Here is a 21836-nt window from a genome sequence, read left to right on the forward strand (position 1 = left end):
CCGAATTTCCTCGATTTGTGTTGAATCTTCCCGGTAAAAAATAAAAAAAGCGGGAAACAAATCTCCCGCTTTTTGAAACAGATTTTTCAGGCCTTGCCAATCAGAGTATTTTCCTCCCCAATTGTCCGAGCGCATAGTGGATGCTGTGCTGCAACGTCTGGAAGCAGTCAAACTGGCTGAAATCAAGCCCGGAAGAAGAAATGGTCATGCTCATGGACGGCGATATACCGACAAGGATCGTTTGCGTGCCGATTAAGGAAGATGCTTTTCCGATATTTTCAATAAACTGGATGCTGTGCGGATCGTCTTCCACATCGAGTGCCGTTAAATCAAGCACCAAATACTTTGCTTTGTACTGCGGCAAATTTTTCAATGTTTTTTCTACCAGCTCTTCGGCACGTTCATCGTCATATTTCCCGATTAAAGGCACGACGACAATGCCGTCTAAAATCGGAATAATCGGTGAGGACAGCTGCTTGATGAGTTCTTTCAGCTCCCGCGTCTTATCTTCGACGAGCGCCTCCAGCTGAATAATCTGCTCAGCTTCTTTTTTCCGCGCCAGCTGGTGAATATTATGTGACACCGTGATATCCGACGGGAAATACTCAATGATCGTGGAGTCGTGGCCTTCGATCTGATACCGGACGACTTTATACCATATATTTGTATGGAACAGTCCGGTAAAAATACCAGCGTAGTGGGCAGGCAGAAAATTGCTGCCCGTTTTCTTTCCCTGGGCCACATTGATTTTATGCTCCCAGCTGTCTTTCAGCTCAATCGTCAACGTCTTCTGATCAAAGTTCATGTCTTTCATCACGGCTCTTCCCCAGCCCGCTGATGCGTAAGTAGTGGTAATGAGTTCAGACGCCTTTTTCACATCGAAATCTTTGATTTTATTAAAATAATCGGCAACGAGCAATCCCTGACGGAAACCCGCTGTTTCAAAGACAACATTGGATGCTTCTTCCCCGGATATTTCTTCAATTGTAGTAAACAGATCGCGCATCGCGGTTGGAATCCAGAAAAGGACCGCATCCTCCCCTTCGAAAATGAATCTTCCTTTTTCCAATTCCCATTCAAATTGAAGACCGCCCACATGTATATTCGGATGTTCGCTCACAGAATATCCCCTCTATTATGTACAATAAATTGTATTCTTATTATACCGGTTCAGTTTTCTTGCGTCTATTGATACGAGTTTTGTAATGTGACAAAATTCGCGTGCTTGCAGGAAAATGTGCTCACACACCAGGGCCTTACTTTCAAAGAAATTTGCTTATACGAAAAAAAGGCGGGATCACCCCGCCGTCCATCTTAATTAATCATCTAAATTGACATTATGGTAAATTTGCTGGACATCTTCCAGGTCTTCCAGCACATCAATCAGTTTTTCGAATTTCTCCCGGTCCTCATCCGGTAATGTGACTTCGTTTTGCGGCAACATTGTCAGTTCGGCAACGGTAAATTCCGTAATGCCGGCATTTTCAAAAGCTTCCTGAACCGCATGAAACTGGTCCGGTTCCGCGTAAACAATAACGGCACCGTCTTCTTCAAAGACATCGCGGACATCAATATCAGCTTCAAGCAAAAGTTCCAGCACTTCATCCGCTGTTTTCCCTTCAATGCCAAAGACTGCCGTTTTATCAAACATATACGCGACTGAACCGCTCACCCCCATATTGCCGCCGTTTTTCCCGAAAGCGGCGCGCACTTCGGAGGCGGTCCGGTTGACATTGTTCGTTAACGTATCGACAATGATCATCGAGCCGCCCGGGCCGAAGCCTTCATAACGCAGCTCGTCATAGTTTTCATCAGCGCCGCCTTTTGCTTTTTCAATCGCGCGGTCAATGATCGCTTTCGGCACGCTGTATGTTTTGGCACGCTCGAGCACCATTTTTAATGCGCTGTTTGCCACCGGATCCGGCACACCCTGTTTCGCAGCAACATAGATTTCGCGGCCGAATTTCGCATAAATGCGGCTCGTATTGGCATCCCTTGCTGCTTTTTTATCTTTTATATTATTCCATTTGCGTCCCACGGGGATCACTCACTTTCAACAAAAATTCGAATGCTTCCGTACTTGCCCATTGTTGAATTATACACCAAAAGCTTTCCGGTGGGGGAAAATAATTGAAAAAACATCCCGGTTGGATAGCCGGGATTCATGATGTGCCAATTTTTTCTTCCTTTTCGCCGGTGTCCCGGATGATCTTTCCGCAGTTTTGCCATTTTTCATTGGTTTTTGGAAAATGGCTGGTTTTTCAGATCCGCTTTCCATTGATTTTTGGTTCCGCTTTATTTCCTCAAGCCATTTCTATTTCGCCGGTTTCTTGAAAACCGCAGATTTTTTTAAAATTCCACCATTCTTAAAGGTCCAGAAACACAGGGCTCCACACGCATGCGGCATGCTGGTTTTTGTTTCTCACTTTCGTTTCGTTCGTATCCCGGACCCTGTTGCCACAACCAGGCCGCCGAGCACATCTGCAATCAAATCGGTCATCGTATCCTTGTTTCCTCCGCCCTGCAAAGTAGTGCCAAAAAATTGGTCACCCGAAAACTCATAGATCTCCCACATTACACCGCCAAGCGCGGCAAACCCAAGCACAAATAAAAATACAAACCATGCGGAGATCGCCTTGCCCGCATCCCGGTGCACAAGCCGTTCATAAAGTGCGATCGCGGCAAATCCAAGAAGAAGGCCACTCACGAAATGCAGGAAGGTGTCCCACCAGCCTAAGCCGTACCAGCCGCGGATCGATCCGAAATATTGGGAGCCGGTTAAAAAAAGAAAATAAGAAATGACAAGGGGCAGGTGAAACCGAAGGCGCGGAACCCACGAAAGGATAAGCGGAATTGCACCCGAGATCACCCCGCCCGCAGCGACTGCAGCCTTCCAGGACGCGCCGGCCGTATATTGCATGGCGCACAAAACGGCCATCCACAGTACATAAACCAAGCTGATTCCAAACACAATTTTCCGGTCCATATTCCCACTTTCTTTCTTATACATTTTGTTTCCTGAATCCAGTATATATCGCGATCAGCACCCCGCCAAAAAATCCGGCCAGCAAGTCCACCATCGTATCGGTATTGCCGCCACGCTGCATTGTATGGGAGGCAATTACATCCCCCAAAAATTCATACATCTCCCAAAGAACGCTCCCTGTTATCGCAAGCCCGAGGGCAAACAATGCGGGAATCAAGCGCGACATGCCCCGCCTTGCCGCCTCCGGAACCAGTATTTTATACAGCGTAACGCCGATACAAGCTGTAAAAATGCCCTTATAAAAGTGAACGGACGTGTCCCACCACGAAAAACGCCCGTAAAATCCGGCGATCGAACCGAGGCAGATGGAGCAAATCACGAAAATATACCAGCCAATAATCGAGGGCGTATTGATTCGGTTATGTTTTAAAAATAATAAGCCGAGCGGCAGCGTACTTAACACAATCCCGCCGGCCGCAATTCCCCACCGCAATGTATCATGCTTTATAATAAAATAGACCATAAGCCCGGCCAAAAGCAACATCATGCCGGTACTGAGCAGTATAATGATGATGCGTTTCACCTTTCCACCCCGTTCTGTTCTTTTCCAAAAATAGGATACCCTTTCTTTTTCCATTTCATCCTATATAAAATGAACATAGGGTTTGCTGAACGAATCCAATTCTACGTTTGTACCCAATTTTTCAGCAAGCTCTGCTCTCGAAGAATCCATCTGCGAAAATGCGATTCTGGTGTAAGCTTTTCCCTGGATTTTTTATAAAATCCTTGCATTTAAATTTTTTCCTAAGCTGTCAGCATCCTTGTCAAATTTAGGAATTTTGCTTATTCAGCAAGCCCTATGTTAAGGAAGCATGGAAAAAAGACGTTGTGCCTTTACATAGAGCTCGTCTACGTTAAGGAAGCACGAAAAAACGAAGACCTTCCTTCACATAGAACCCGTCTATATTAGGGTTTGCTGAACCCCGGATCCAATTCTGCGTTTGTACCCAATTTGTCAGCAAGATCTAGAAGAATCCATCTGCGAAAATGCGATTCTGTCTTCTCTATACGTTGGATCAACTTTTTCATGGGTCTTTCATAAAACCCTTGCATTTAAATTTTTTCCTAAGCTGTCAGCATCCTTGCCCACATCTATGAATTTTGCTTATTCAGCAAACCGTACATAGATTTTTCTCGTCAAAATTCAAGGTTAGATATGGCTTTTGGCAACGCATAAGGAGCAGGAATGTTAAGCCCAACTTATATAGCCGACAAACCGCTGATCGTAAAAACATCCGTATGAGCGGCGTTTTCTTTTCCAAAAAGTATTTAAAACATTTCAATTTTAATGATAAAATAAGCTAGGGAGGTGTTTTATGAAAAAAGTTTTGTTTGCATGCTTGGCCCTGCCGTTGCTCTGTGTTCTCACCGGATGGAATCTGCTTGGGAAAAGCGGGAAGCCTGCCAATGCCAACACATTTAAACCGGCAAAACTAACGGCAAATGAAGAAGCCATTTTACACGCTTCAACGGACAACTCTTTTCTTTATCAATACCGTGTCGACCCTAACAAGTATAAATCCGTTAGAATCTGGCTGGAAGAATACAAATACGGAAAATTGGTGAATGACCATCTTTTTGAACTAGAAGGGGAAGCGGGGAAGAAAGGGACAATTATGTTCACAGCCTCTCCGGTAAGCGAAAACAGCAAACGTTATAAGGTCATCGAAGGCATCTATACGGGTAAAGGCAATACCACTTTCAGCACATTTAAAACTTTCCCGGCAGCAGGGGATAAAGACATCAACGCGTTTTCCTTGAGCGGCGTTGACAGCGCGGAATCGGCAAGCGGCAAAAAGATTTTAGGAGCCATTGGTTTTTCAAAAGATGATTCTGCCCCGGCCCCTCCGCTTCATGACTTTGAAGACCTGAAAAAACACAAAAAGGAAATACAATCTTACGCAACCCTTTTAGTGGTGCGGTGCGAATTTAAAAATAACAAGCGCAGCGCATGAACAGACGGCGGGTCATGATATCCGCCGTTTCCCTGTAATTACCGCCATGTGCGGACAGAAAGGAGCGGATGCGCATTTTGCTGCTTTTCAGTGCACACAAAAAAGACGCTGAGACACATCTCAACGCCCTTATTAGCTTTTAGCGTGCCTGTGGTTCTTTTTCGCGGCCGTTTTTATCTACAAAATCTTCGTGGTGCGTAGAATACATGGCCATCGGTTCTGCATCCGGGCACATATAGCGGACGGCGCTGTTTAAAGCAACCGGGCCTTCCGCAAACCCCCCGGCAATCAATTTTAATTTGTGCGGGTAAATTGCCGCATCCCCTGCCGCGAAGATCCCGGGTATATTCGTTTCCATCGCGCCATTGACCTCGATCCGCTCGTCTTTCATTTTAAGACCCCAGTTTAAAATGCCACCATAATCGCCCTGAATGCCGTGGTTCACGACAACTTCATCGGCTTCAAGCCATATTTCTTCGCCCGTCCCGGCGTGTTTCACCGCAACGCGTTCGATCCTGTTGCCAGTCCCGTGCAGGGCTGAAATGCAGTAAGGGATAAAAAGGCGTGCATTTTTCACCATTTCGGACACATCGTATTCATGCCCGCTGAATGCTTCCCGCCTGTGGACGATCGTAATGCTTTCGGCAATCCCGGCCAGTTCGTTTGCCCAGTCAACTGCCGCATTTCCGCCGCCGGAAATCAGCACCCGCTTGTTGCGGAAGCGATTTAAGTCGTCGACGGCATAATGGAGATTGCCGGATTCATAGCGTTCTACCCCCGGAATATGTAGCTTAATCGGTTTAAAAATGCCCGCCCCGACGGTGAGGATAACCGTTTTTGTCAGGTGAAGGCCGCCGTTTTCCGTGCTTAACATCAAGATGCCGTCCGGGCGCCGCTTTAAACCGGATACATGCTGATGAAAAAGGATCGTTGGCGAAAAAGTTTCCGCCTGCCGGATCAGTTCCTTCACAAGATCCCCGCCTGTTATTTTCCGGATCCCGCCAATATCCCGCAATGTTTTTTCCGGATAAAACATCGAGATTTTTCCGCCCAGCTGGCCGCTAGATTCCAGCACTTTCGTCTTTAATTTCCGCATGCCGCTGTAAAACGCCGTAAACAAGCCAATCGGCCCGCCGCCAATAATGGTTACATCGTAGATTTCATGGTCCAATGCCAAGATCCTCCAATCCCGCTCATAAAAAAAGTGGCTACGCCATTTGTGCGCGTACTTCTTTATACGGTTTAATCAAATCATAGGAAAGGCAAACCGGTTTTTTGCACCTCGGATCAAGCGCAATTTGGGCATCCAATCCGAAACATTCCCGCATCATTTCCGCTGTCACCACAGCTTCGGGGCTGCCCTCGTAAAGGATTTCGCCATCTTTCATGGCAACGATATGGTCCGCAAAACGGGCGGCCTGGTTTAAATCGTGCAGCACCATCACGATCGTGCGGTGCTCCATTCTGTTCAGCTCCTGCAAGAGTTCCAGCACTTCCAGCTGATGGGACAGGTCCAGATAGGTTGTCGGCTCATCCAGTAAAATCATTTCGGTATCCTGCGCAAGTGCGAGCGCAATCCAGACCCGCTGCCGTTGCCCGCCCGAAAGCGCATCCACAGGACGGTCTTTCAATTCTTCCGTCCCGGTCATTTCAAGGGCCCGGTGAATGGCTTTCCAATCTTCACGATTCAGCTTTCCAAACCTTTTTTGGTGCGGGTACCTGCCATAAGATACAAGTTCCGAAACCGTCAGTCCTTCCGGCACACTCGGAGACTGGGGCAAAATCGCAAGCTTTTGCGCAATTTTCTTTGTTGATTGTCTTGCCAGTTCTTTTCCATCCAAATAAACGGACCCGTTTTTCGGAAAGAGAATGCGCGCCAATGCCTTCAGCAAAGTGGATTTGCCGCATCCGTTCGGGCCGATGATCGCCGTCATTTTTCCGGCTGGTATATTTAAATTTAAGTTTTTAATAATTTCATGATCTCCATAGGCAACTTTTAAATTTTCTGCACAAAGCTTTGGCATCTCAGTTCCTCCTATGAATCTGGCATTAAATGAAAATGATTCTTAATATCAATTTCATTCTATAAGGTTTCCAAATAGGTGTCAAATCGATTTTTCACCGGCAATCTCCAGGTTTTTCCGCAATTTAAGCATTTCCTGCTGCCCTTCCTGTACTTTTGAAATTTTGCAAATTTTTTTCGGAGGAAAGGCTCTCCTTTTTTGGGCCTTTCCAGTTGGAATAAGGGTGTTCTTCCCCCGTATCCGCATGATGCCGGGTTTGGAAACATCAATATGTTCTTCCCGCAGCCAAAGCCGTCCATGCAACATGGACGGCAGGCCGCGAAAAGGATTATTTGATCGTTTTTAATACATCCCGGATCATCTCTTTGTTTGCAATCGCGCCAGAGTAAAGCCAGCCGGTATCAGCAGAAAATTCAGCTACATGGTGTTTCTTGACGGCAGGAATGCTTTTCCATAATGCATTGTCCAGCTCTGTTGCGTGGGTTTTATCGCTGTTAATCAAAAAAATATAGTCTGCATCCAGCTCGGTTAATTTTTCAAGCGAAATAGCATTCCAGTTGCTGGTTGCTTTTGCAGAAATTTCATTTACAACAGCCGGCACCTTCAAACCTAAATCATTGTACAGGACGTCCCCACTTGATACATTTTTCGATACGATAAAAAATTTATTGTTCACAAGCCAGATTGCAGCAGCAGAAGGCGCTTTTCCGTTTTTCGCCAGTTGTGCTTTTGCTTTCTTGGCTGTTTTTTCATAATCTGCGAGCACTTGTTTTGCCTTTGCTTCCTTGTTCAACACTTTCCCAACAGTAAGCAGTTCTTTTCTCCAGTCACTGTTTTGCTTTTTGCTTACGACAAAGGTCGGAGCGATTTTGCTGTATTGTTCATACTTCCCGCCTTCCACCATACTGGCATCGTCAATCAGGATTAAATCCGGCTTGAATTTTTGCACTTGTTCATAAGGCAGGTCGTAAGAAATAGCCGGTACCCCTTTCAGTAAATCGTCCTGCAAATATTCCTGAATGCCGTTGCTGACACTCCATTGTGCGACAGGCTTCACCCCGAGTGCAACAAGATGGTCTTCCAAATAAGTCGCAATGACGCGTTTCGGATGAGCCGGCACTTTTACTTTATGCCCCATCACGTCTGTTACCGTCCGGGTTTTTGAACCGCCGGCAGGCTTGTTTCCGTTTCCATTTCCGGACTGGCTGTTCCCGCAGGCAGCAAGGGCAACGGACAGAAAGACAATCCCGCATATTTGGAAAATCTTTTTTAATTTTAGATTGTAAGACATTTTCATCCCCCTGGCATTATGTTAAAATATTGTAGACAGATAAATGATAATGATTATCAACATCAATTAAAGCGAAAATTTTTCATTCTGTCAATCTTTTTTCTTTTTGAATCATAAATTTTTAACCGTATCGAAATAGAAGGAAGGAAGTCAGGGATGGCAAAAGCGCACACAAGTAAAGCGGCACACCGCGTGCAGGATCAACCGTATAAAAAACGACTGGCTTATTTTATCCTCGGCTTCGGGTGGATTTTTATCATACTTGCCGTCGCGGGTTCCATTCAATTGGGTGCATCGAATGTCGGCTATACAACTGTATGGAAAAGTTTGTTTTTTTATGATGCAAACAACCCGGCCCATGTCGTCATCCATGAATTGCGGCTGCCGCGTGCCATTGCCGCTTTATGCGTCGGTGCCGGGCTGGCCGTTTCCGGTTCGGTCATGCAGGGAATGACGCGAAATCCGCTCGCATCCCCGTCTATTTTGGGGGTAACCTCGGGATCCCTTTTTCTTATGGCGATTGCCTATGCTTTTTTTCCGGGCATTTCTTACAAGAGCCTGATTTTCATATCTTTTGCCGGAGCCGGTTTGGGGGCGGCCCTCGTTTTTTTAATCACAGCTTTATCCAGAGGCGGGAACACCACTGTGAAGCTGGCGCTTGCCGGATCAGCCGTTACTTCTCTGCTTAGCGCCTTATCTACGGCGATCGGGCTTCGTTTCAACATATCAAAAGATTTGAGCTACTGGTATGCAGGCGGCGTGAGCGGTGTGCAATCCAGCCAGCTCAAGTATGTCATTCCGGCCATCATTGCCGGTGTGATTATCGCCATTGCCATCTCGCGCGCCGTCACCATTTTAAGCCTCGGGGAGGAAATCGCAAAAGGACTCGGCCAAAATACGGTATTTGTTTATATCGCAGGCATTGTGGCCGTTCTTTTGCTGACAGGGGCGGCTGTATCCATTGCCGGGATGATCGGGTTTGTCGGATTGGTCATCCCGCACATTACCCGCTTCCTTGTCGGATCGGATTATAGTTTGATCATCCCTTGTTCAGCGATTCTGGGCGCCCTTTTGTTGATCATTGCCGATGATGCTGCAAAAATGATCAATGCCCCTTTTGAAACACCAGTAGGCGCAGTAACCGCCATCATCGGCGTCCCATTCTTTCTCTATTTGGCACGAAGAGAAGGGGGCGGATTGTAGTGGAAAAACGGCTTGCAACCGACAAACGGAAATTCAGCATGCTTTGCACTATCCTACTTGTTTTGCTGATCGTCCTCTTTTTTGCCAGCATCCGGACGGGCACGATGAACATTCCGTTTCCGCAAATATGGTCTGCCTTTTTCGGCAGTGATGTTGGCAACCAGCGGATGACCTTGTTTGAATTCCGTCTGCCCCGGATCGTGCTCGCGATGCTGATTGGCGCCGGAATTGCCGTTTCAGGCGGCATTCTCCAGAGCATTTCCAGAAACCCGCTTGCAGATCCCGGCATTATCGGCGTGAATGCAGGGGCAAGCTTTTCCGTTGTATTATATACATTCTTTTTTAAAGGCACGGCCTTTCTTGCCGGGGTAGTTTCTATTTTTGTCATGCCGTTTTTCGCATTAACCGGCGCCTTTCTTTCGGCGATCCTCGTCTATTTGCTTGCCAAAAAAGGCGGAAGCGTGGCGCCCGGTCGTCTCGTTCTAACAGGTATTGGATTAAATGCGGCTTTTAATGCGGCAACAACAGTCCTGCAAATGAAAATGGATCCCCAAGATTTTACAAAAACGCTGACCTGGATATCCGGAAGCATTTGGGCAACAAACTGGGATTATGTCCTTGTCACTTTGGCCTGGCTGGTTGTTCTGCTCCCATTTGCTATATACAAAGCCCGTTACTTGAATATTATGCGTCTGGATGAGCCGGTCATCACAGGGCTCGGGGTGCCGCTTGAAAAAGAAAGGCTGAAACTTCTCGGGACCGCGGTCGGGCTGGCCGGATGCTGTGTAGCGGTCGGGGGCGGGATTACGTTTCTCGGCCTGATTGCGCCCCACATTGCCCGCGGGATTATGGGGACAAAACATGAATTTTCCCTGCCCTTAACGGCGCTGATTGGGGCAAACATTTTGCTTTTGGCTGATACAGTCGGGAGAGTCGTGATACCTTCCATGGAACTGCCGGTCGGGATTGTCATTTCAATCCTCGGCGCACCATACTTTATTTATCTGCTGATACGGACAGCATAATGCATAATAGTAAAGCACACGGAAGTCCCTTATTCATTCCGTTGGAAAAATTTTGCACATGCCCAGAGCGGAAAGATATTTACAATTTTTAAATTTTTCGCTACGATAACAACAGTGATAAAAAAGGAAGGCTGATTTTATGATATTCGGGCTCGATCCATCCATGTTGGCACTGTTAGTTGGTTTTGGGTTTTGTGCAGCTTTTATTGATTCTGTTGTCGGCGGGGGCGGCCTGATTGCCCTGCCTGCCCTGCTGTTTACTGGGCTTTCGCCGTCTGCAGCGGTTGCTACCAACAAACTCGCGGGGACAATGGGGTCATTTACAAGCACATTTGTATTTTATCGTTCCGGGAAACTTGATTTATCTTCCATTTATAAAATGTTTCCGCTCACCTTTTTCGGTTCGATGCTCGGCGCTTACACCGTCCATCTCATGGATCCGGATGTGTTAAAACCATTGATGCTGATCATGCTTGCCGCAGTCGGCATCTATACGGTGACGAAGAAAGACTGGGGAAAAATCATGGCGTATAAAAAGTTATCCGTCCGCCGGCTGATTTTGTTTACGGCACTCATTTTTCTGATCGGTTTTTACGACGGATTTCTCGGCCCGGGCACCGGTTCCTTTTTAATGTTTGCCTACCTCATGATCGGGTTTGACTTTTTAAAAGCAGCCGGAAACGCGAAGTTTTTAAATTTTGGCAGCAATATCTCGGCCCTCCTTATGTTTATTTTTTTAGGGCAGGTTCATTATGCCTACGGGATTCCGATGGGCCTTGGGCAAATCGCCGGCTCCATCATCGGCTCGCGGTTCGCGATCAAAAAGGGGAGCGGCTATGTGCGCGCGCTGTTTATCGCCGTCACATTTTTGCTGCTTGCCAAAAATACATATGATTATGTACACGCGTTTCTTTTCGGTTGACAAAAAGGTTAGATGAAGGATCACGTTTTTGCCATGCAACCCGGGGGATGCTTTTTGTGCAGCTCGCCGGGATTTTTTATGGAGGTGTTTGAAATGAACAAGTCCTGGCTCATTGTTCTTGTTGGTGCTTTTTTCGAAGTCTTTTGGGTCATCGGGCTAAAGCATGCGGATAATTTGTTAGAATGGGCGGGCACGCTGGTTGCCATTACTGCAAGCTTTTACGCACTCATTGCGGCAAGCAAGGATTTGCCGGTCGGAACGGTGTATGCCGTTTTTGTCGGGCTCGGCACAGCCGGAACGGTTTTTTCCGGAATCGTATTTTTCGGCGAGCCGTTCAGTTTCATAAAAATTGTTTTGATTTTCATTCTGCTGGCGGGCATTATCGGCTTAAGGATTGCGGAAAATGAAAAAAGCAGCGGGGAGGCGGATTCTTGATGGCTTGGGCTTCTCTACTCATTGCAGGGTTATGTGAAATGCTCGGCGTGGCCGCCATGAATATGGTAAACCGCCGCCGCAATCTGCAGTCTGTGCTGCTCATGGTGCTTGCTTTCGGCGGAAGTTTTTTGTTTATGTCGTTTGCGATGCGGACATTGCCGATGGGCACGGCCTACGCCGTCTGGACAGGAATCGGTGCAGCAGGGGGCGCAATTGTCGGCATGTTATTTTTTGGAGAATCAAGAGACTGGCGGAGAATTGTTTTTATCACGATGATTTTAGGCGCAGCGGTCGGGCTGAAGCTGGTATCATGACCGCCACGCGGTGTTATGCATGTTTTCCTTTTAACGCCAAAATGAAAATGGTGCTGATAATCATCAGCGCACCGGCCCAGTCAAAAAAACCGAGCGGAACATGGAGCCACACCACAGTTAAAAATGCGGCGGAAAGCGGCTCTGCTGTGGCAAGTACGGTTGTTTCTGATGCACTTAAATATTTCAGCCCTTCCAAATAGCAAAGAAAGGCAACCAGCGTTCCAAATAAAATGACAAAAGCAATCCCCGGCACCGCGGCCGGAGAAAAGTTCCCAGCTGCATGCCACGGCGGATGAATGAAACTTAAGACCGCGCCCCCAATTAGCATCCCCCAGCCGACGGTTACGTCCGCACCCCATTGGTGAAGGAGCTTTATCGGCTGGAGTGTGTAAAAAGCAGCGGTAAAAGCCGTTAAAATACCCCAGAAAAGCGCTTTTCCCGAAATGGATAGCGTCGTAAAACTGCCGTGTGTGACAAGCAAAAATGTTCCGGCAACTGCAAGAAAGACGGCAAATAACGTACGCCGGCCAGGCATTCTCCTGAATCGGGCGGCCAGAAAACACGGCACAATGACACACTCGAGGCTTTGCAAAATGGTTGCTGTTGCTGCATTGCCGTACCGGATAGCGGCAAAATAGGTGTACTGGACGCCGAGCATGCCGAAAACCGCAAAAAAAATCAGATCTCTCCGTGAAGCCGGGTCTTTCCATACCCCTGTGACACGATTTCTTTCTCTTCCGTAACAAAATCCGAGCAAAAGCAGGCCGGATACAAGCAGCCGCATGACCGTGAGCCATTGCATATCCATTTGCAAATGCTGGAACAAATATTGCGCAATCGTACCGGATACACCCCATAGTACCGCGCCTGATAAAACAAGCGCGATTCCTTTCGCTCGTAGTGTATGCGCTTCTGTTGCAAGCTGCTGGACAACTTTTTCCAATCTATTCCCCATCTTTCTATTCTGTTTGGCTGTCTTGTGGAAATGGCGGTCCGCATCCGTGCCGGTTGCCCGGAAGATGCTTTCCATGCTGCTTGATTGTTTTTACCCGGCGCATCTTTCAAGGACCGATGCCGCGCTAGGCTTTACTGCTGTTTTACTTTCTCCCTGAATTTTTCCGGCATCATCACCATGATAACTTCCCCTGTTACGACCACTTTATCTTCCGCAAATACTTCTGTGTTGATCCGGTACTTTTTGGGATGGATCTCGGTAACGGTTCCTATTGCCTTAAGCGGCACACCAAGCGGGGTAGGGTGTTTATATTCCACTTTTAATGTGCCGGTTACAAACCGCGGCGGCTCTGTCCCGTCGCCAAGTTCGTTGCCGTTTTTCCGGAGCACATACAGCGATGCGGAACCGGCGCTATGGCAGTCAATCAGCGATGCTACGATCCCTCCGTAGGCAAACCCCGGGATCCCCCCCATATATTCAGGAAGCGGCGTATAAATCGTGATGGTTTTGTCCCCCAGCCAGCCCGTGCGAAAATGATGGCCTTTTTCATTCAGCCGCCCGCAGCCGTAACAAGTTGCAAATGAATCGGGATAGTAATCCTGAACTGCCTTTGTAACACTTTCCTCCATTTCCTCACCCCTTTTTTATTCTATTTAAAATTATAATACATTTTGCACGAAATTTTAACAGCTGTATTTTTAGAAAGTTTGGCCATATAAAAAGCACCGGCAAACAGATGTCCGGTGAAAATCTTTTTTTACTTATAAATTTTCCAGTTGCTGTTTTATTTTTTCCACTTCTCTCTGGCTCAGGCCAGTTTTTTCCACAATTAATTGAAGCTCCATACCCTCTTGCAACATTTTGATGGCAATTGGAATCGTTTGTAACATTTCTTTTCTCTCTTCTTCTCTTCCCTTCTCTACTCCTATTTCAATTCCTTCCTCTTTCCCCTTCTTATACCCGCGGTCAAAATAGGAATTCGGCAGCTTCAATACTTGCTCTGCCTCGTCATAACTCGGGTTCAAGGCTTTTCCCCTTCTATCTGCCTTTTGATCTTCATGATCTCGTCTTCACTCAAGCCGGATCCCTGGGCAATGACCTTCACATCCACTTGATTTTTTAGAAAATTGATAATCAATCGTTCTCTTTCTTTTTCTCTGCCTTCCTCTTTCCCCTTCTTATACCCGCGGTCAAAGTAAGAATTTGGCAAGTCCAGGACAACTTCTTTTCCATCCACACCAGGCAGCCTGACTTCCATCTTATGAATGCTCCAATTGTTGTTTTATTTTTTCCACTTCTCTCTGGCTCAGGCCAGTTTTTTCCACAATTAATTGAAGCTTCATACCCTCCTGCAACATTTTGATGGCAATTGGAATCGTTTGTAGCAATTCTTTTCTTTCTTCTTCCCTTCCTTCTTCTCTGCCTTCCTCTTTCCCCTTCTTATACCCGCGGTCAAAATAGGAATTCGGCAGCTTCAATACTTGCTCTGCTTCGTCTGGATCCAGCATTTTAATGTTTTCCATTACTTCCGCCTCCTCTTTTTCGTTCAATTTTAAATAATAATCAAAGAAACCGTGTAACAGCCTCATTTTTGCAGGGTCAAGTTCCATCCGGGCCAGCATCCGCAGAAACTCCAGTTTGACCTGCACCCGTTCTTTTTCTGTATACCCCATTTTGCTTAATAATGCCGCGGCAACAGGGTTGTTGCTCCGGATATAATTTCTCCAATTTTGTTTCATCAGATGAATGGATAAATAGTGAAAACGAAGAATTTCAATGTTGTGGAACGCAAAGGTGTACGTATCAGGGGTTTCTGTTTTCTCCTCGTAACTAAAAACGGCAATCGGCAATACCGGTTTCCGGTGCCGGAGACTGATCATCATGTAGTAACGAAACATGCGTTCAGGAAAAGGTTTCTCGTAATACGACTGCGGCTCTACATGGATGAGAATCACGGTATCTTTGCCTTTTACCTTCGTTTCGGCAAGGATGTCAACCCGTTTTTGCTCACCGCCCGGAAAGTCCGTAAACTGTTCCTGCGACAAAAACCGCACCCGGCGGTAGTCGAGATCCGCTGAAAGATCCGGGAAAAACGCCTCCATAAACTCCTGAAAAAAGTTTTGGATCAGCTCCTTAAAAAAACGATCATGCACGTGATAACCGGCATGTTTTTCCATTACAAGTTCCAAAGGCAGCACTCCTTTTCTTATTTTTCAGTTTTATTATAAAGGACAAACGTTCGTTTTTCAAGTGGTGGGCACACTATTTTTTCAAATTTCATCTGCCATGCCCTCAGAACAGGAGGGGCAGACGCAAAACCATCATTCTATCTGCATGCTAACTTTTTCCTTCCGGGAAGCCCTGATGTAAAATAGAGATACAAAATTCATCTTAACTGCTTTGCCATACAAATTTACCCTACGTTCACTCTATACAGCAGAACAGGAAGTGGTGAACATGTCTGCCATTTTATTCTGGTTTATTTTATGCGGCCTGCTGACGGGATTCGTCCTTTTCCGTAAGCGCCCTTTACCGCAAGCACACGGCACAGCCGGGCGGGAAAAGATATCCGTTATTATTCCGGCAAGAAATGAAGAAAACACCCTGCCTGCCCTGTTGGATTCTTTAAACAAGCAAACAACCAAACCCGGTGAAATCATTGTGGTGGACGACCATTCCGAAGACAAAACAAAAGAAACAGCAGAAAAATTCGGTGTCACCGTCGTTTCTGCGCCTGATCTTCCGGATGGATGGACCGGAAAAACGTGGGCCGTCTGGAACGGTTACGTGAAATCCACCGGGGATCTGCTTATCTTTCTCGATGCCGACATCCGCCTTGCTGAACACGCCATCAGCTCTCTTGTTACAGCACAAAAACAGCAGGGAGGCGCCATCTCTGTCGTTCCATACCATCTTACTGAAAAATTTTATGAGAAACTGGCAATGGTTCTGAACCTGCTCGGGATTTTCTCATTCACCTCGCCGTTTGAGCGCCTAAACCGACAAAAAGGGCTTTATGGTGCCTGTATTTGTGTATCAAGAGAAGATTATGACAAAATTGGCGGGCACGGGAATATCCGCGCTGAAATGCTGGACGACCTGAACTTAGGCGCCCGTTTTCAACAGGCTGGCATTCCGGTCACCAATTTTACCGGAAGCGGGCTCGTCTTCTTCCACATGTATCCCGGCGGTTTCAGCCATGAGCTGCAAGGATTTGCAAAAGGGGCGGTGTTAAGCACATCAGCCATTCATCCTTTTACAATTGCGGCTGTAGTTTTCTGGATTCTCGGTCTGCTCATATCCGAGCTCGGCTGCTTCTCCGGCATCCCTTACTTTGTTGCGGGGTATTTGCTGTATGCCGCCCAAATCTATTATTTTAACCGGCATACGGGAAACTTTGGCATCCTGCATCCTTTATTTCACTTTTTATCGATGATTTTTTTCCTGGTTGTCATCCTGTATTCCCTTTATCAGTCCCATTTTCGTAAAAAAGTGCTTTGGAAAGGCAGATACATTGATGTGGGAAGGGGGCAAAACAAATGACTTTTTTATTATCAGCACTTTGTTTTCTTTCCGGTTCGCTGATGTTTTCTTACTGGATCGGCTTGTTATTAAACGTCAATATTCGCAAAACCGGGGACGGAAACCCTGGTGCAGCAAACCTTTGGAAAAAAGCCGGTTACAAATTTGGGCTGCTTGGCATTGCGGGTGACTTCGGCAAAGGTTTTCTTCCAGTTTGGCTGATCATAAAATCGGGGGCGGTCCCATCGCACAAGGCGTTGATTCCCATTGCCCTGGCACCGATTGCCGGGCATGCCTTTTCCCCTTTTTTAAAGGGAAACGGTGGAAAAGGCCTTGCCGTAAGCTTCGGCGTATGGAGCGCATTGACCAAATTTCGCATATCCCTCACTTATGCCGTTATTCTTGCATGCTTTTATGTCCTAGCAAAGGTGGTGAAAAAAGGCAAAAAAACAACCAGCAGTGAAGACAGCCTGCAAACGACAACCGGATTCCTGCTGCTATCCCTCTTTCTCATTTTTCAAAAATATCCTCGTTTTCTCTTATGGATCTGGCTGGGCAACTTCATCATCCTGCTGTGGAAAAATAAAAAAGCGCTCATGCGTTTGAAAAAGGAAAAGCATTTCACCACGTAATTGGGGCTTGCTGAACGAATCCAATTCTGAGTTTGCACCCTATTTGTCCGTAAACGCTGTCTAAAAATATCTCGTTTGTATTGGCTTTTGAATGCAAGTTTTTCCCTAAATTGGTTGTAAACCCCTTGCATTTAAATTTTTGCCAAATCCGTCAGCATCCTTGCCAAATCTAGAAATTTTGCTTATTCAGCAAGCCCTAGTTGGCATGCAAAAAGCGGGAATCACTCCCGCTTTTTTGCTAGTGCCATCCATCAGATCTTTTTTTGCCGTTTTCTTTCCGAAAATATTTTTTCACCGTGCTGCAAACTGTGTTCTAGACAGATTACAGCTCATCAAATCCGTTCAAATCGCTCACTTTTGTATAAGAACGGGACTTTTGTTCAAAGAAATCCGTTTTGGTTGCATCGAAATTATCAGCATAGGCGCGAATCCATTTCATCGGATTTTCAACATGTTCCGGGTACAGCTCGCTTAATCCGATCATGCGCAGCATTTTATTGGCACGGTATTTAATAAAACCTGCCATTTCCTCAAGATCGATCCCTTCCACGTCCTGGAGCACGTATTCCGACCACTCGGTTTCCAAGTCAACGGACTCGCGGAACCGGGCATATACCCAATCGGAAAAGGCCGGCGTGTTCAATTCCGGATGTTCGGAAAGCACCGCGCGGATCAGTTCCGAAATAAAGCGCCCGTGTTCCAGCTCATCGCGGTTAATATAACTGATCATCGTCGATGTGCCGACCATTTTGTTCTGCCGCGCCAGATTATAAAAGAAAGCAAAACCGGAATAAAAGAACAACCCTTCCAGCAGTGTCGAATACACGAGCGTTTTCACAATATCTTCCACATCCGGCTGCTGGGCAAACGCATTGTATTGCTCCATCAGTTTTTTGTTTCGCTTTAGCAGCACCGGATCTTTCCGCCCGATTTCAAACGCTTCATTTTGTTTATCAAGGGACACGACGGACGATAAAATATAAGAATAACTCTCATTGTGGACAGCTTCCTGCTGGGCAATCACCGCCAAAATCGATTGGATGGACGGATCGGTCGCATACAGTGAAGCAAGCAAAATCGTCCTCGTTTGTGAAGAATCGAGCGTTGCCAGCAGGCTGATGATTTTCAAAAACGTTTCCTGCTCTTTTTCCGATAACAGCGGGAATTGTTTCACATCTGTTGACATATTCACTTCATCCGACTGCCAGTAATTCCCCAACAATCGTTTATACGTCTTATACCAGTGCGGATAAGCAAGATCATTCCAGTTTAAAATTCCGCTTGACTTTCCTCCGAATAAGGCAGTCGCTTTATTCGGGTGAACCGGATCCAACGTTTTCGCTTTTTCCAGCAAAGCGTTTGACATCTTCCAGCACTCCTTCTATCCATTTTTCCACTTCTTTTTCCTGGCTTCCCCTCGGAGACTGTTCAATTTTTAACGGTTCCCATGGGCTATTATAAAATTTTGCAAGTTTGCGGGCGGCCAGGCAGAATAAATCATCACCGCCAAATTGCGTTTCCCCCGTTCCAAACACAGCGACATTGGGAGGTTTCCAGCCAATTTCCAGAACAAAATCCTTCACTTCTTCAGGCGTGGCGCCCCGTTCCCATGTGAAAGTTCCGACCAGGATCAAATCATAGTCGCGCGGCGAAAACGGCGGGGAAATGCCGATTTCGTGCATGTCCACCGCCATCCCGCGCGCCCTGCACCAGGATGCCAGCAGTTCCGCCGTTTCTTTTGTATTGCCACTATAGGATAAGTACGCAATCAGCACTTTCAACTTTGGCACCACTCGCATTCTTCCACTTCATTGGAGGTCGAGCGCACATAATAGGTCGTTTTCAAGCCGGACTTCCAAGCTTGCAGATGGAGATCAAGCAACACTTGCGCGCGGATATTGTACGGCACATAAAAATTGAAAGAGATGCTCTGGTCAATATGTTTTTGCCTTGCCGCATTCTGCCGGACGGACCATCTTTGGTCAAGTTTATAAGCCGAACGGCGGTAAATGTTGTACGTCCGGTGGTCTAAATCAGGCGCTGTAACCGGAAATCTGTAATCCTTTTTTTCTTCCATATAATAAGGCTGGAAAACCGGGTCAATGCTTGCTGTCGAGCCGGCAATAATCGAAGTGGTCGCATTCGGTGCAACCGCCATTAAATATCCGTTCCGCAAGCCGTATTTTTTCACTTCTTCAGCAAGCGCCAACCAGCGTTCACTTGTGTAGCCTTTACCGGTAAAATAAGCGCCGGTGCTCCACTTGCTGCCTGGAAATGCCGGATAGCTGCCTTTTTCCCTGGCTAATTCCATGCTGCTTTTAATCGCATAGTAGGCAATGTTTTCGTACAGTTTATCCGCATATTCGACGGCTGCTTCCGTTTCCCATTCAATTCCCTCAAGTGCCAGCAAATGATGCCAGCCAAATGTGCCAAGCCCGACCGCACGGTACTTTTTGTTCGTGATTTGCACTTGTTTAATGGGCAACGTATTGACATCAATCACATGATCGAGCATGCGGACCTGGATGCGGATAAGCCGTTCGAGCACCCCGTCCGGGACAGCTTTCCCAAGATTGATGGAACTCAAGTTACAGACGACATAATCCCCGGAACGGTATTTCTTTACGATCACATTTTCTTCTTTGATCCATTCTTCAATCAGCTCAGTCGGGGACTGGTTCTGGGCAATTTCCGTGCATAAATTGGAGCAGTAAATGATCCCTTTGTGGCTGTTCGGGTTTTGCCGGTTCACTTCATCGCGGTAAAACATAAACGGCGCTCCTGTTTCAAGTTGCGATCTCATGATGCGCTTCATAATCTCGATCGCCGGAACTTTCCTTTTCGAACGGAGATCGGCATGGATGCACGCCTCATATTTTTCACGCCAGCTCCCTTTTCCCTTCTCTTCATCGTAAAAATCTTCAAGAGCAAACCCCATGACTTCTTTTACTTCATGCGGATCAAAAACATACCAGTCCCCGCGCTTTTCCACCTGTTCCATAAAATAATCTGGGATGCACACGCCTGTATAAATATCGCGGGCACGGAGCCGGTCATCGCCGTTATTTAACTTCAAATCGAGAAAATCTTCAATGTCGCGGTGCCACACATCGAGGTAGACGGTAATGGCGCCTTTTCTTGTCCCGAGCTGGTCAACGCTCACTGCCGTGTTGTTCAGTTGTTTGATCCACGGCACCACACCACTCGACATGCCCGGGAAACCTTTAATCGCGCTTCCCCGTCCACGGATTTTTCCCATATACACACCGATCCCGCCGCCGTTTTTCGAAAGCTGGGCGATGTCGGTGTTACTGTCATAGATTGATTGCAGGCTGTCCGCCACTGTATCAATGAAACAACTCGAGAGCTGGCCATGCGTTTTGCCCGCATTCGCGAGCGTCGGTGTTGCGACCGTCATGTACAGATTGCTGAGTGCCCAGTACGCTTCCTTCACATGTTCCATCCGGGTTTCCTGCTGTTCATCCTGCATCAGGTACATCGCAATCACCATCCAGCGCTCTTGCGGCAGTTCATAGACATGCTTTTCAAAATCACTTGCCAGATAACGGGTTACGAGCGTATAGAGGCCGGGATACGTAAAAAGCAAATCCTTCTCCGGGTCGATTAGGCGGCCGAGCGTTTCTATTTCCTGCTTTGTATATTTGTCAAGCAGTTTTGGAGAATAAATGCCTTTTTCTACCAGCTGCCTGATCAAATCATAGAAAGACCCGTACTTGAGGGTTGGATCATAATGCCGGTTTTTGGCGGCTTCGGCATAAAGCTTATGTAAGTAAATTCTCGCTGCAAAGAATGTCCAGGCCGCACCTGCTTCATCGATATTTTCAAGGGCATGTTTAATAAGTAGATCTGTTTTTTCCACCAAAGAGGCATCCTGGTCCCATAACTTTAAAATCTTTTCCTTATAAGCGCCGGTTTCAATCTCCAGGCCTGCAGACATTTGATCAATGAGCTGCAAAATCATTTCTTTTGATTCCAGTTGAATAGATATCACGTTTTCTCCTCCCTTTTTTGAACGCAAAAAAACCGTTCATTTCAGGGGGATGAACGGCAAAAACGGCAGAAAAACAGCATCCGTGATCATCTGTTTTACCGTTTCCCGTTCCCGCACCCCGAAGAATAGAAACTTCAAGTATTGGCAGGTCTCCTGGCTTGTGTTTCATTCTAATGAAGCCCTTCCCATACCGCCGCCAAAAAAAGCAGCCGGTACAGTGGTTTGCTCTTTCGTCCACACTGACAGTTGCGGGGGCAGCTCCGGTTTCCCACCGGATTCCCTTTTCAGGCATCTCAAAGCCACCAATACTCGCATACTATATTTAGTATTTTTTTGTTTTAGAATTTCTATATGTTGTTATCCTACCATATTCGACAAAAGATATCAATCCTCAGTTACGTTGAATATGTTTCAAGTTTGTCCGTAAAAAGATGCCGAATACGGAGCAGCCTTCTTCGCCTTTTTCCTTAAGGAATGGATTTTCACAGTCCGTTATCCAT

24 protein-coding genes and 1 riboswitch are annotated in these 21836 nt (G+C 46.7%); of the genes, 8 read left to right on the top strand and 16 right to left on the bottom strand.

The window, feature by feature from the left end:
* Positions 1 to 100: 100 nt before the first annotated feature.
* From BCOA_RS22290 to BCOA_RS22310, 4 genes are all read right to left on the bottom strand, one after another.
* Positions 101 to 1120, bottom strand: a complete 1020-nt coding sequence (locus BCOA_RS22290; protein ID WP_014096370.1) for an STAS domain-containing protein — start codon at positions 1118 to 1120, stop codon at positions 101 to 103.
* A 198-nt stretch (positions 1121 to 1318) separates the two neighbouring features.
* Positions 1319 to 2038: a YebC/PmpR family DNA-binding transcriptional regulator gene (locus tag BCOA_RS22295; protein WP_014096371.1), complete on the bottom strand. Its 720-nt coding sequence runs from the start codon at positions 2036 to 2038 to the stop codon at positions 1319 to 1321.
* Positions 2039 to 2422: 384 nt separating this feature from the next.
* On the bottom strand, positions 2423 to 3010 hold the full coding sequence (locus tag BCOA_RS22305) for a hypothetical protein (RefSeq protein WP_014096372.1): 588 nt from the start codon (positions 3008 to 3010) through the stop codon (positions 2423 to 2425).
* Entirely contained in the window at positions 3003 to 3569 is a 567-nt protein-coding gene (locus tag BCOA_RS22310; RefSeq protein ID WP_230951711.1) for a membrane-spanning protein, read from the bottom strand. The genes BCOA_RS22305 and BCOA_RS22310 overlap by 8 nt, the downstream gene beginning before the upstream one ends.
* Before the next feature lie 793 nt (positions 3570 to 4362).
* Between BCOA_RS22310 and BCOA_RS22315 the strand changes: the two genes are divergently transcribed.
* Positions 4363 to 5001: a hypothetical protein gene (locus tag BCOA_RS22315; protein ID WP_014096374.1), complete on the top strand. Its 639-nt coding sequence runs from the start codon at positions 4363 to 4365 to the stop codon at positions 4999 to 5001.
* 139 nt (positions 5002 to 5140) lie between these two features.
* On the opposite strand, the gene BCOA_RS22320 is transcribed toward BCOA_RS22315, so the two are convergent.
* The 3 genes from BCOA_RS22320 to BCOA_RS22335 all read right to left on the bottom strand — a co-directional run bounded on the left by BCOA_RS22320 (position 5141) and on the right by BCOA_RS22335 (position 8316).
* Positions 5141 to 6178: an NAD(P)/FAD-dependent oxidoreductase gene (locus BCOA_RS22320; protein ID WP_026104535.1), complete on the bottom strand. Its 1038-nt coding sequence runs from the start codon at positions 6176 to 6178 to the stop codon at positions 5141 to 5143.
* Positions 6179 to 6209: 31 nt separating this feature from the next.
* Positions 6210 to 7025: an ABC transporter ATP-binding protein gene (locus BCOA_RS22325; RefSeq protein ID WP_014096376.1), complete on the bottom strand. Its 816-nt coding sequence runs from the start codon at positions 7023 to 7025 to the stop codon at positions 6210 to 6212.
* 328 nt (positions 7026 to 7353) lie between these two features.
* Positions 7354 to 8316: an ABC transporter substrate-binding protein gene (locus BCOA_RS22335; protein ID WP_014096377.1), complete on the bottom strand. Its 963-nt coding sequence runs from the start codon at positions 8314 to 8316 to the stop codon at positions 7354 to 7356.
* 156 nt (positions 8317 to 8472) lie between these two features.
* Here BCOA_RS22335 and BCOA_RS22340 point away from each other — a divergent pair, with 156 nt between their 5' ends.
* The 5 genes from BCOA_RS22340 (at position 8473) to BCOA_RS22360 (ending at position 12215) form a co-directional block, all read left to right on the top strand.
* On the top strand, positions 8473 to 9519 hold the full coding sequence (locus BCOA_RS22340; RefSeq protein ID WP_014096378.1) for a FecCD family ABC transporter permease: 1047 nt from the start codon (positions 8473 to 8475) through the stop codon (positions 9517 to 9519).
* Positions 9519 to 10544, top strand: coding sequence for a FecCD family ABC transporter permease (locus BCOA_RS22345; RefSeq protein ID WP_014096379.1), 1026 nt, complete (start codon positions 9519 to 9521; stop codon positions 10542 to 10544). The genes BCOA_RS22340 and BCOA_RS22345 overlap by 1 nt, the downstream gene beginning before the upstream one ends.
* A gap of 139 nt (positions 10545 to 10683) precedes the next feature.
* Positions 10684 to 11466, top strand: a complete 783-nt coding sequence (locus BCOA_RS22350; RefSeq protein ID WP_013858187.1) for a TSUP family transporter — start codon at positions 10684 to 10686, stop codon at positions 11464 to 11466.
* A gap of 93 nt (positions 11467 to 11559) precedes the next feature.
* The gene (locus BCOA_RS22355; RefSeq protein ID WP_014096380.1) at positions 11560 to 11901 is read left to right on the top strand and encodes a DMT family transporter; all 342 of its coding nucleotides are present in this window, start codon (positions 11560 to 11562) and stop codon (positions 11899 to 11901) included.
* The gene (locus tag BCOA_RS22360; protein WP_014096381.1) at positions 11901 to 12215 is read left to right on the top strand and encodes a DMT family transporter; all 315 of its coding nucleotides are present in this window, start codon (positions 11901 to 11903) and stop codon (positions 12213 to 12215) included. The genes BCOA_RS22355 and BCOA_RS22360 overlap by 1 nt, the downstream gene beginning before the upstream one ends.
* A gap of 13 nt (positions 12216 to 12228) precedes the next feature.
* Here the strand turns inward: BCOA_RS22360 and BCOA_RS22365 are convergent, their stop codons facing one another.
* From BCOA_RS22365 to BCOA_RS22385, 5 genes are all read right to left on the bottom strand, one after another.
* Entirely contained in the window at positions 12229 to 13158 is a 930-nt protein-coding gene (locus tag BCOA_RS22365; protein ID WP_014096382.1) for a DMT family transporter, read from the bottom strand.
* Positions 13159 to 13301: 143 nt separating this feature from the next.
* Positions 13302 to 13799 (bottom strand): PaaI family thioesterase, encoded by a 498-nt coding sequence (locus BCOA_RS22370; RefSeq protein WP_014096383.1) that lies wholly within the window; start codon positions 13797 to 13799, stop codon positions 13302 to 13304.
* Between the two features lie 132 nt (positions 13800 to 13931).
* Complete coding sequence (locus BCOA_RS22375; protein ID WP_014096384.1) at positions 13932 to 14195, bottom strand: hypothetical protein; 264 nt, start codon at positions 14193 to 14195, stop codon at positions 13932 to 13934.
* Positions 14192 to 14428: a hypothetical protein gene (locus BCOA_RS22380; protein WP_014096385.1), complete on the bottom strand. Its 237-nt coding sequence runs from the start codon at positions 14426 to 14428 to the stop codon at positions 14192 to 14194. The genes BCOA_RS22375 and BCOA_RS22380 overlap by 4 nt, the downstream gene beginning before the upstream one ends.
* A gap of 1 nt (position 14429) precedes the next feature.
* Positions 14430 to 15359 (bottom strand): Rpn family recombination-promoting nuclease/putative transposase, encoded by a 930-nt coding sequence (locus BCOA_RS22385; RefSeq protein ID WP_014096386.1) that lies wholly within the window; start codon positions 15357 to 15359, stop codon positions 14430 to 14432.
* A 268-nt stretch (positions 15360 to 15627) separates the two neighbouring features.
* Here BCOA_RS22385 and BCOA_RS22390 point away from each other — a divergent pair, with 268 nt between their 5' ends.
* The gene (locus BCOA_RS22390; protein ID WP_014096387.1) at positions 15628 to 16713 is read left to right on the top strand and encodes a glycosyltransferase; all 1086 of its coding nucleotides are present in this window, start codon (positions 15628 to 15630) and stop codon (positions 16711 to 16713) included.
* Positions 16710 to 17324, top strand: a complete 615-nt coding sequence (locus tag BCOA_RS22395) for a glycerol-3-phosphate acyltransferase (RefSeq protein ID WP_014096388.1) — start codon at positions 16710 to 16712, stop codon at positions 17322 to 17324. Before BCOA_RS22390 ends, BCOA_RS22395 begins: the two co-directional genes overlap by 4 nt.
* A gap of 322 nt (positions 17325 to 17646) precedes the next feature.
* Here BCOA_RS22395 and BCOA_RS22400 read toward each other — a convergent pair whose 3' ends face one another.
* The 4 genes from BCOA_RS22400 to BCOA_RS35300 form a co-directional block, all read right to left on the bottom strand.
* Complete coding sequence (locus BCOA_RS22400; RefSeq protein WP_014096389.1) at positions 17647 to 18690, bottom strand: ribonucleotide-diphosphate reductase subunit beta; 1044 nt, start codon at positions 18688 to 18690, stop codon at positions 17647 to 17649.
* Positions 18635 to 19117 (bottom strand): flavodoxin, encoded by a 483-nt coding sequence (locus BCOA_RS22405; RefSeq protein WP_014096390.1) that lies wholly within the window; start codon positions 19115 to 19117, stop codon positions 18635 to 18637. The genes BCOA_RS22400 and BCOA_RS22405 overlap by 56 nt, the downstream gene beginning before the upstream one ends.
* A complete protein-coding gene (locus BCOA_RS22410) occupies positions 19102 to 21336 on the bottom strand; it encodes a ribonucleoside-diphosphate reductase subunit alpha (protein ID WP_014096391.1) in 2235 nt (744 codons plus the stop codon). Before BCOA_RS22410 ends, BCOA_RS22405 begins: the two co-directional genes overlap by 16 nt.
* Entirely contained in the window at positions 21287 to 21505 is a 219-nt protein-coding gene (locus BCOA_RS35300; protein ID WP_158657222.1) for a hypothetical protein, read from the bottom strand. Before BCOA_RS35300 ends, BCOA_RS22410 begins: the two co-directional genes overlap by 50 nt.
* Positions 21463 to 21658: riboswitch (cobalamin riboswitch) on the bottom strand. Its footprint overlaps the gene before it by 43 nt.
* Between the last annotated feature and the right edge of the window lie 178 nt (positions 21659 to 21836).

It is taken from the genome of Heyndrickxia coagulans 36D1 (genome assembly GCF_000169195.2).
GTDB classification, from domain to species: Bacteria; Bacillota; Bacilli; order Bacillales; family Bacillaceae_C; genus Weizmannia; species Weizmannia faecalis.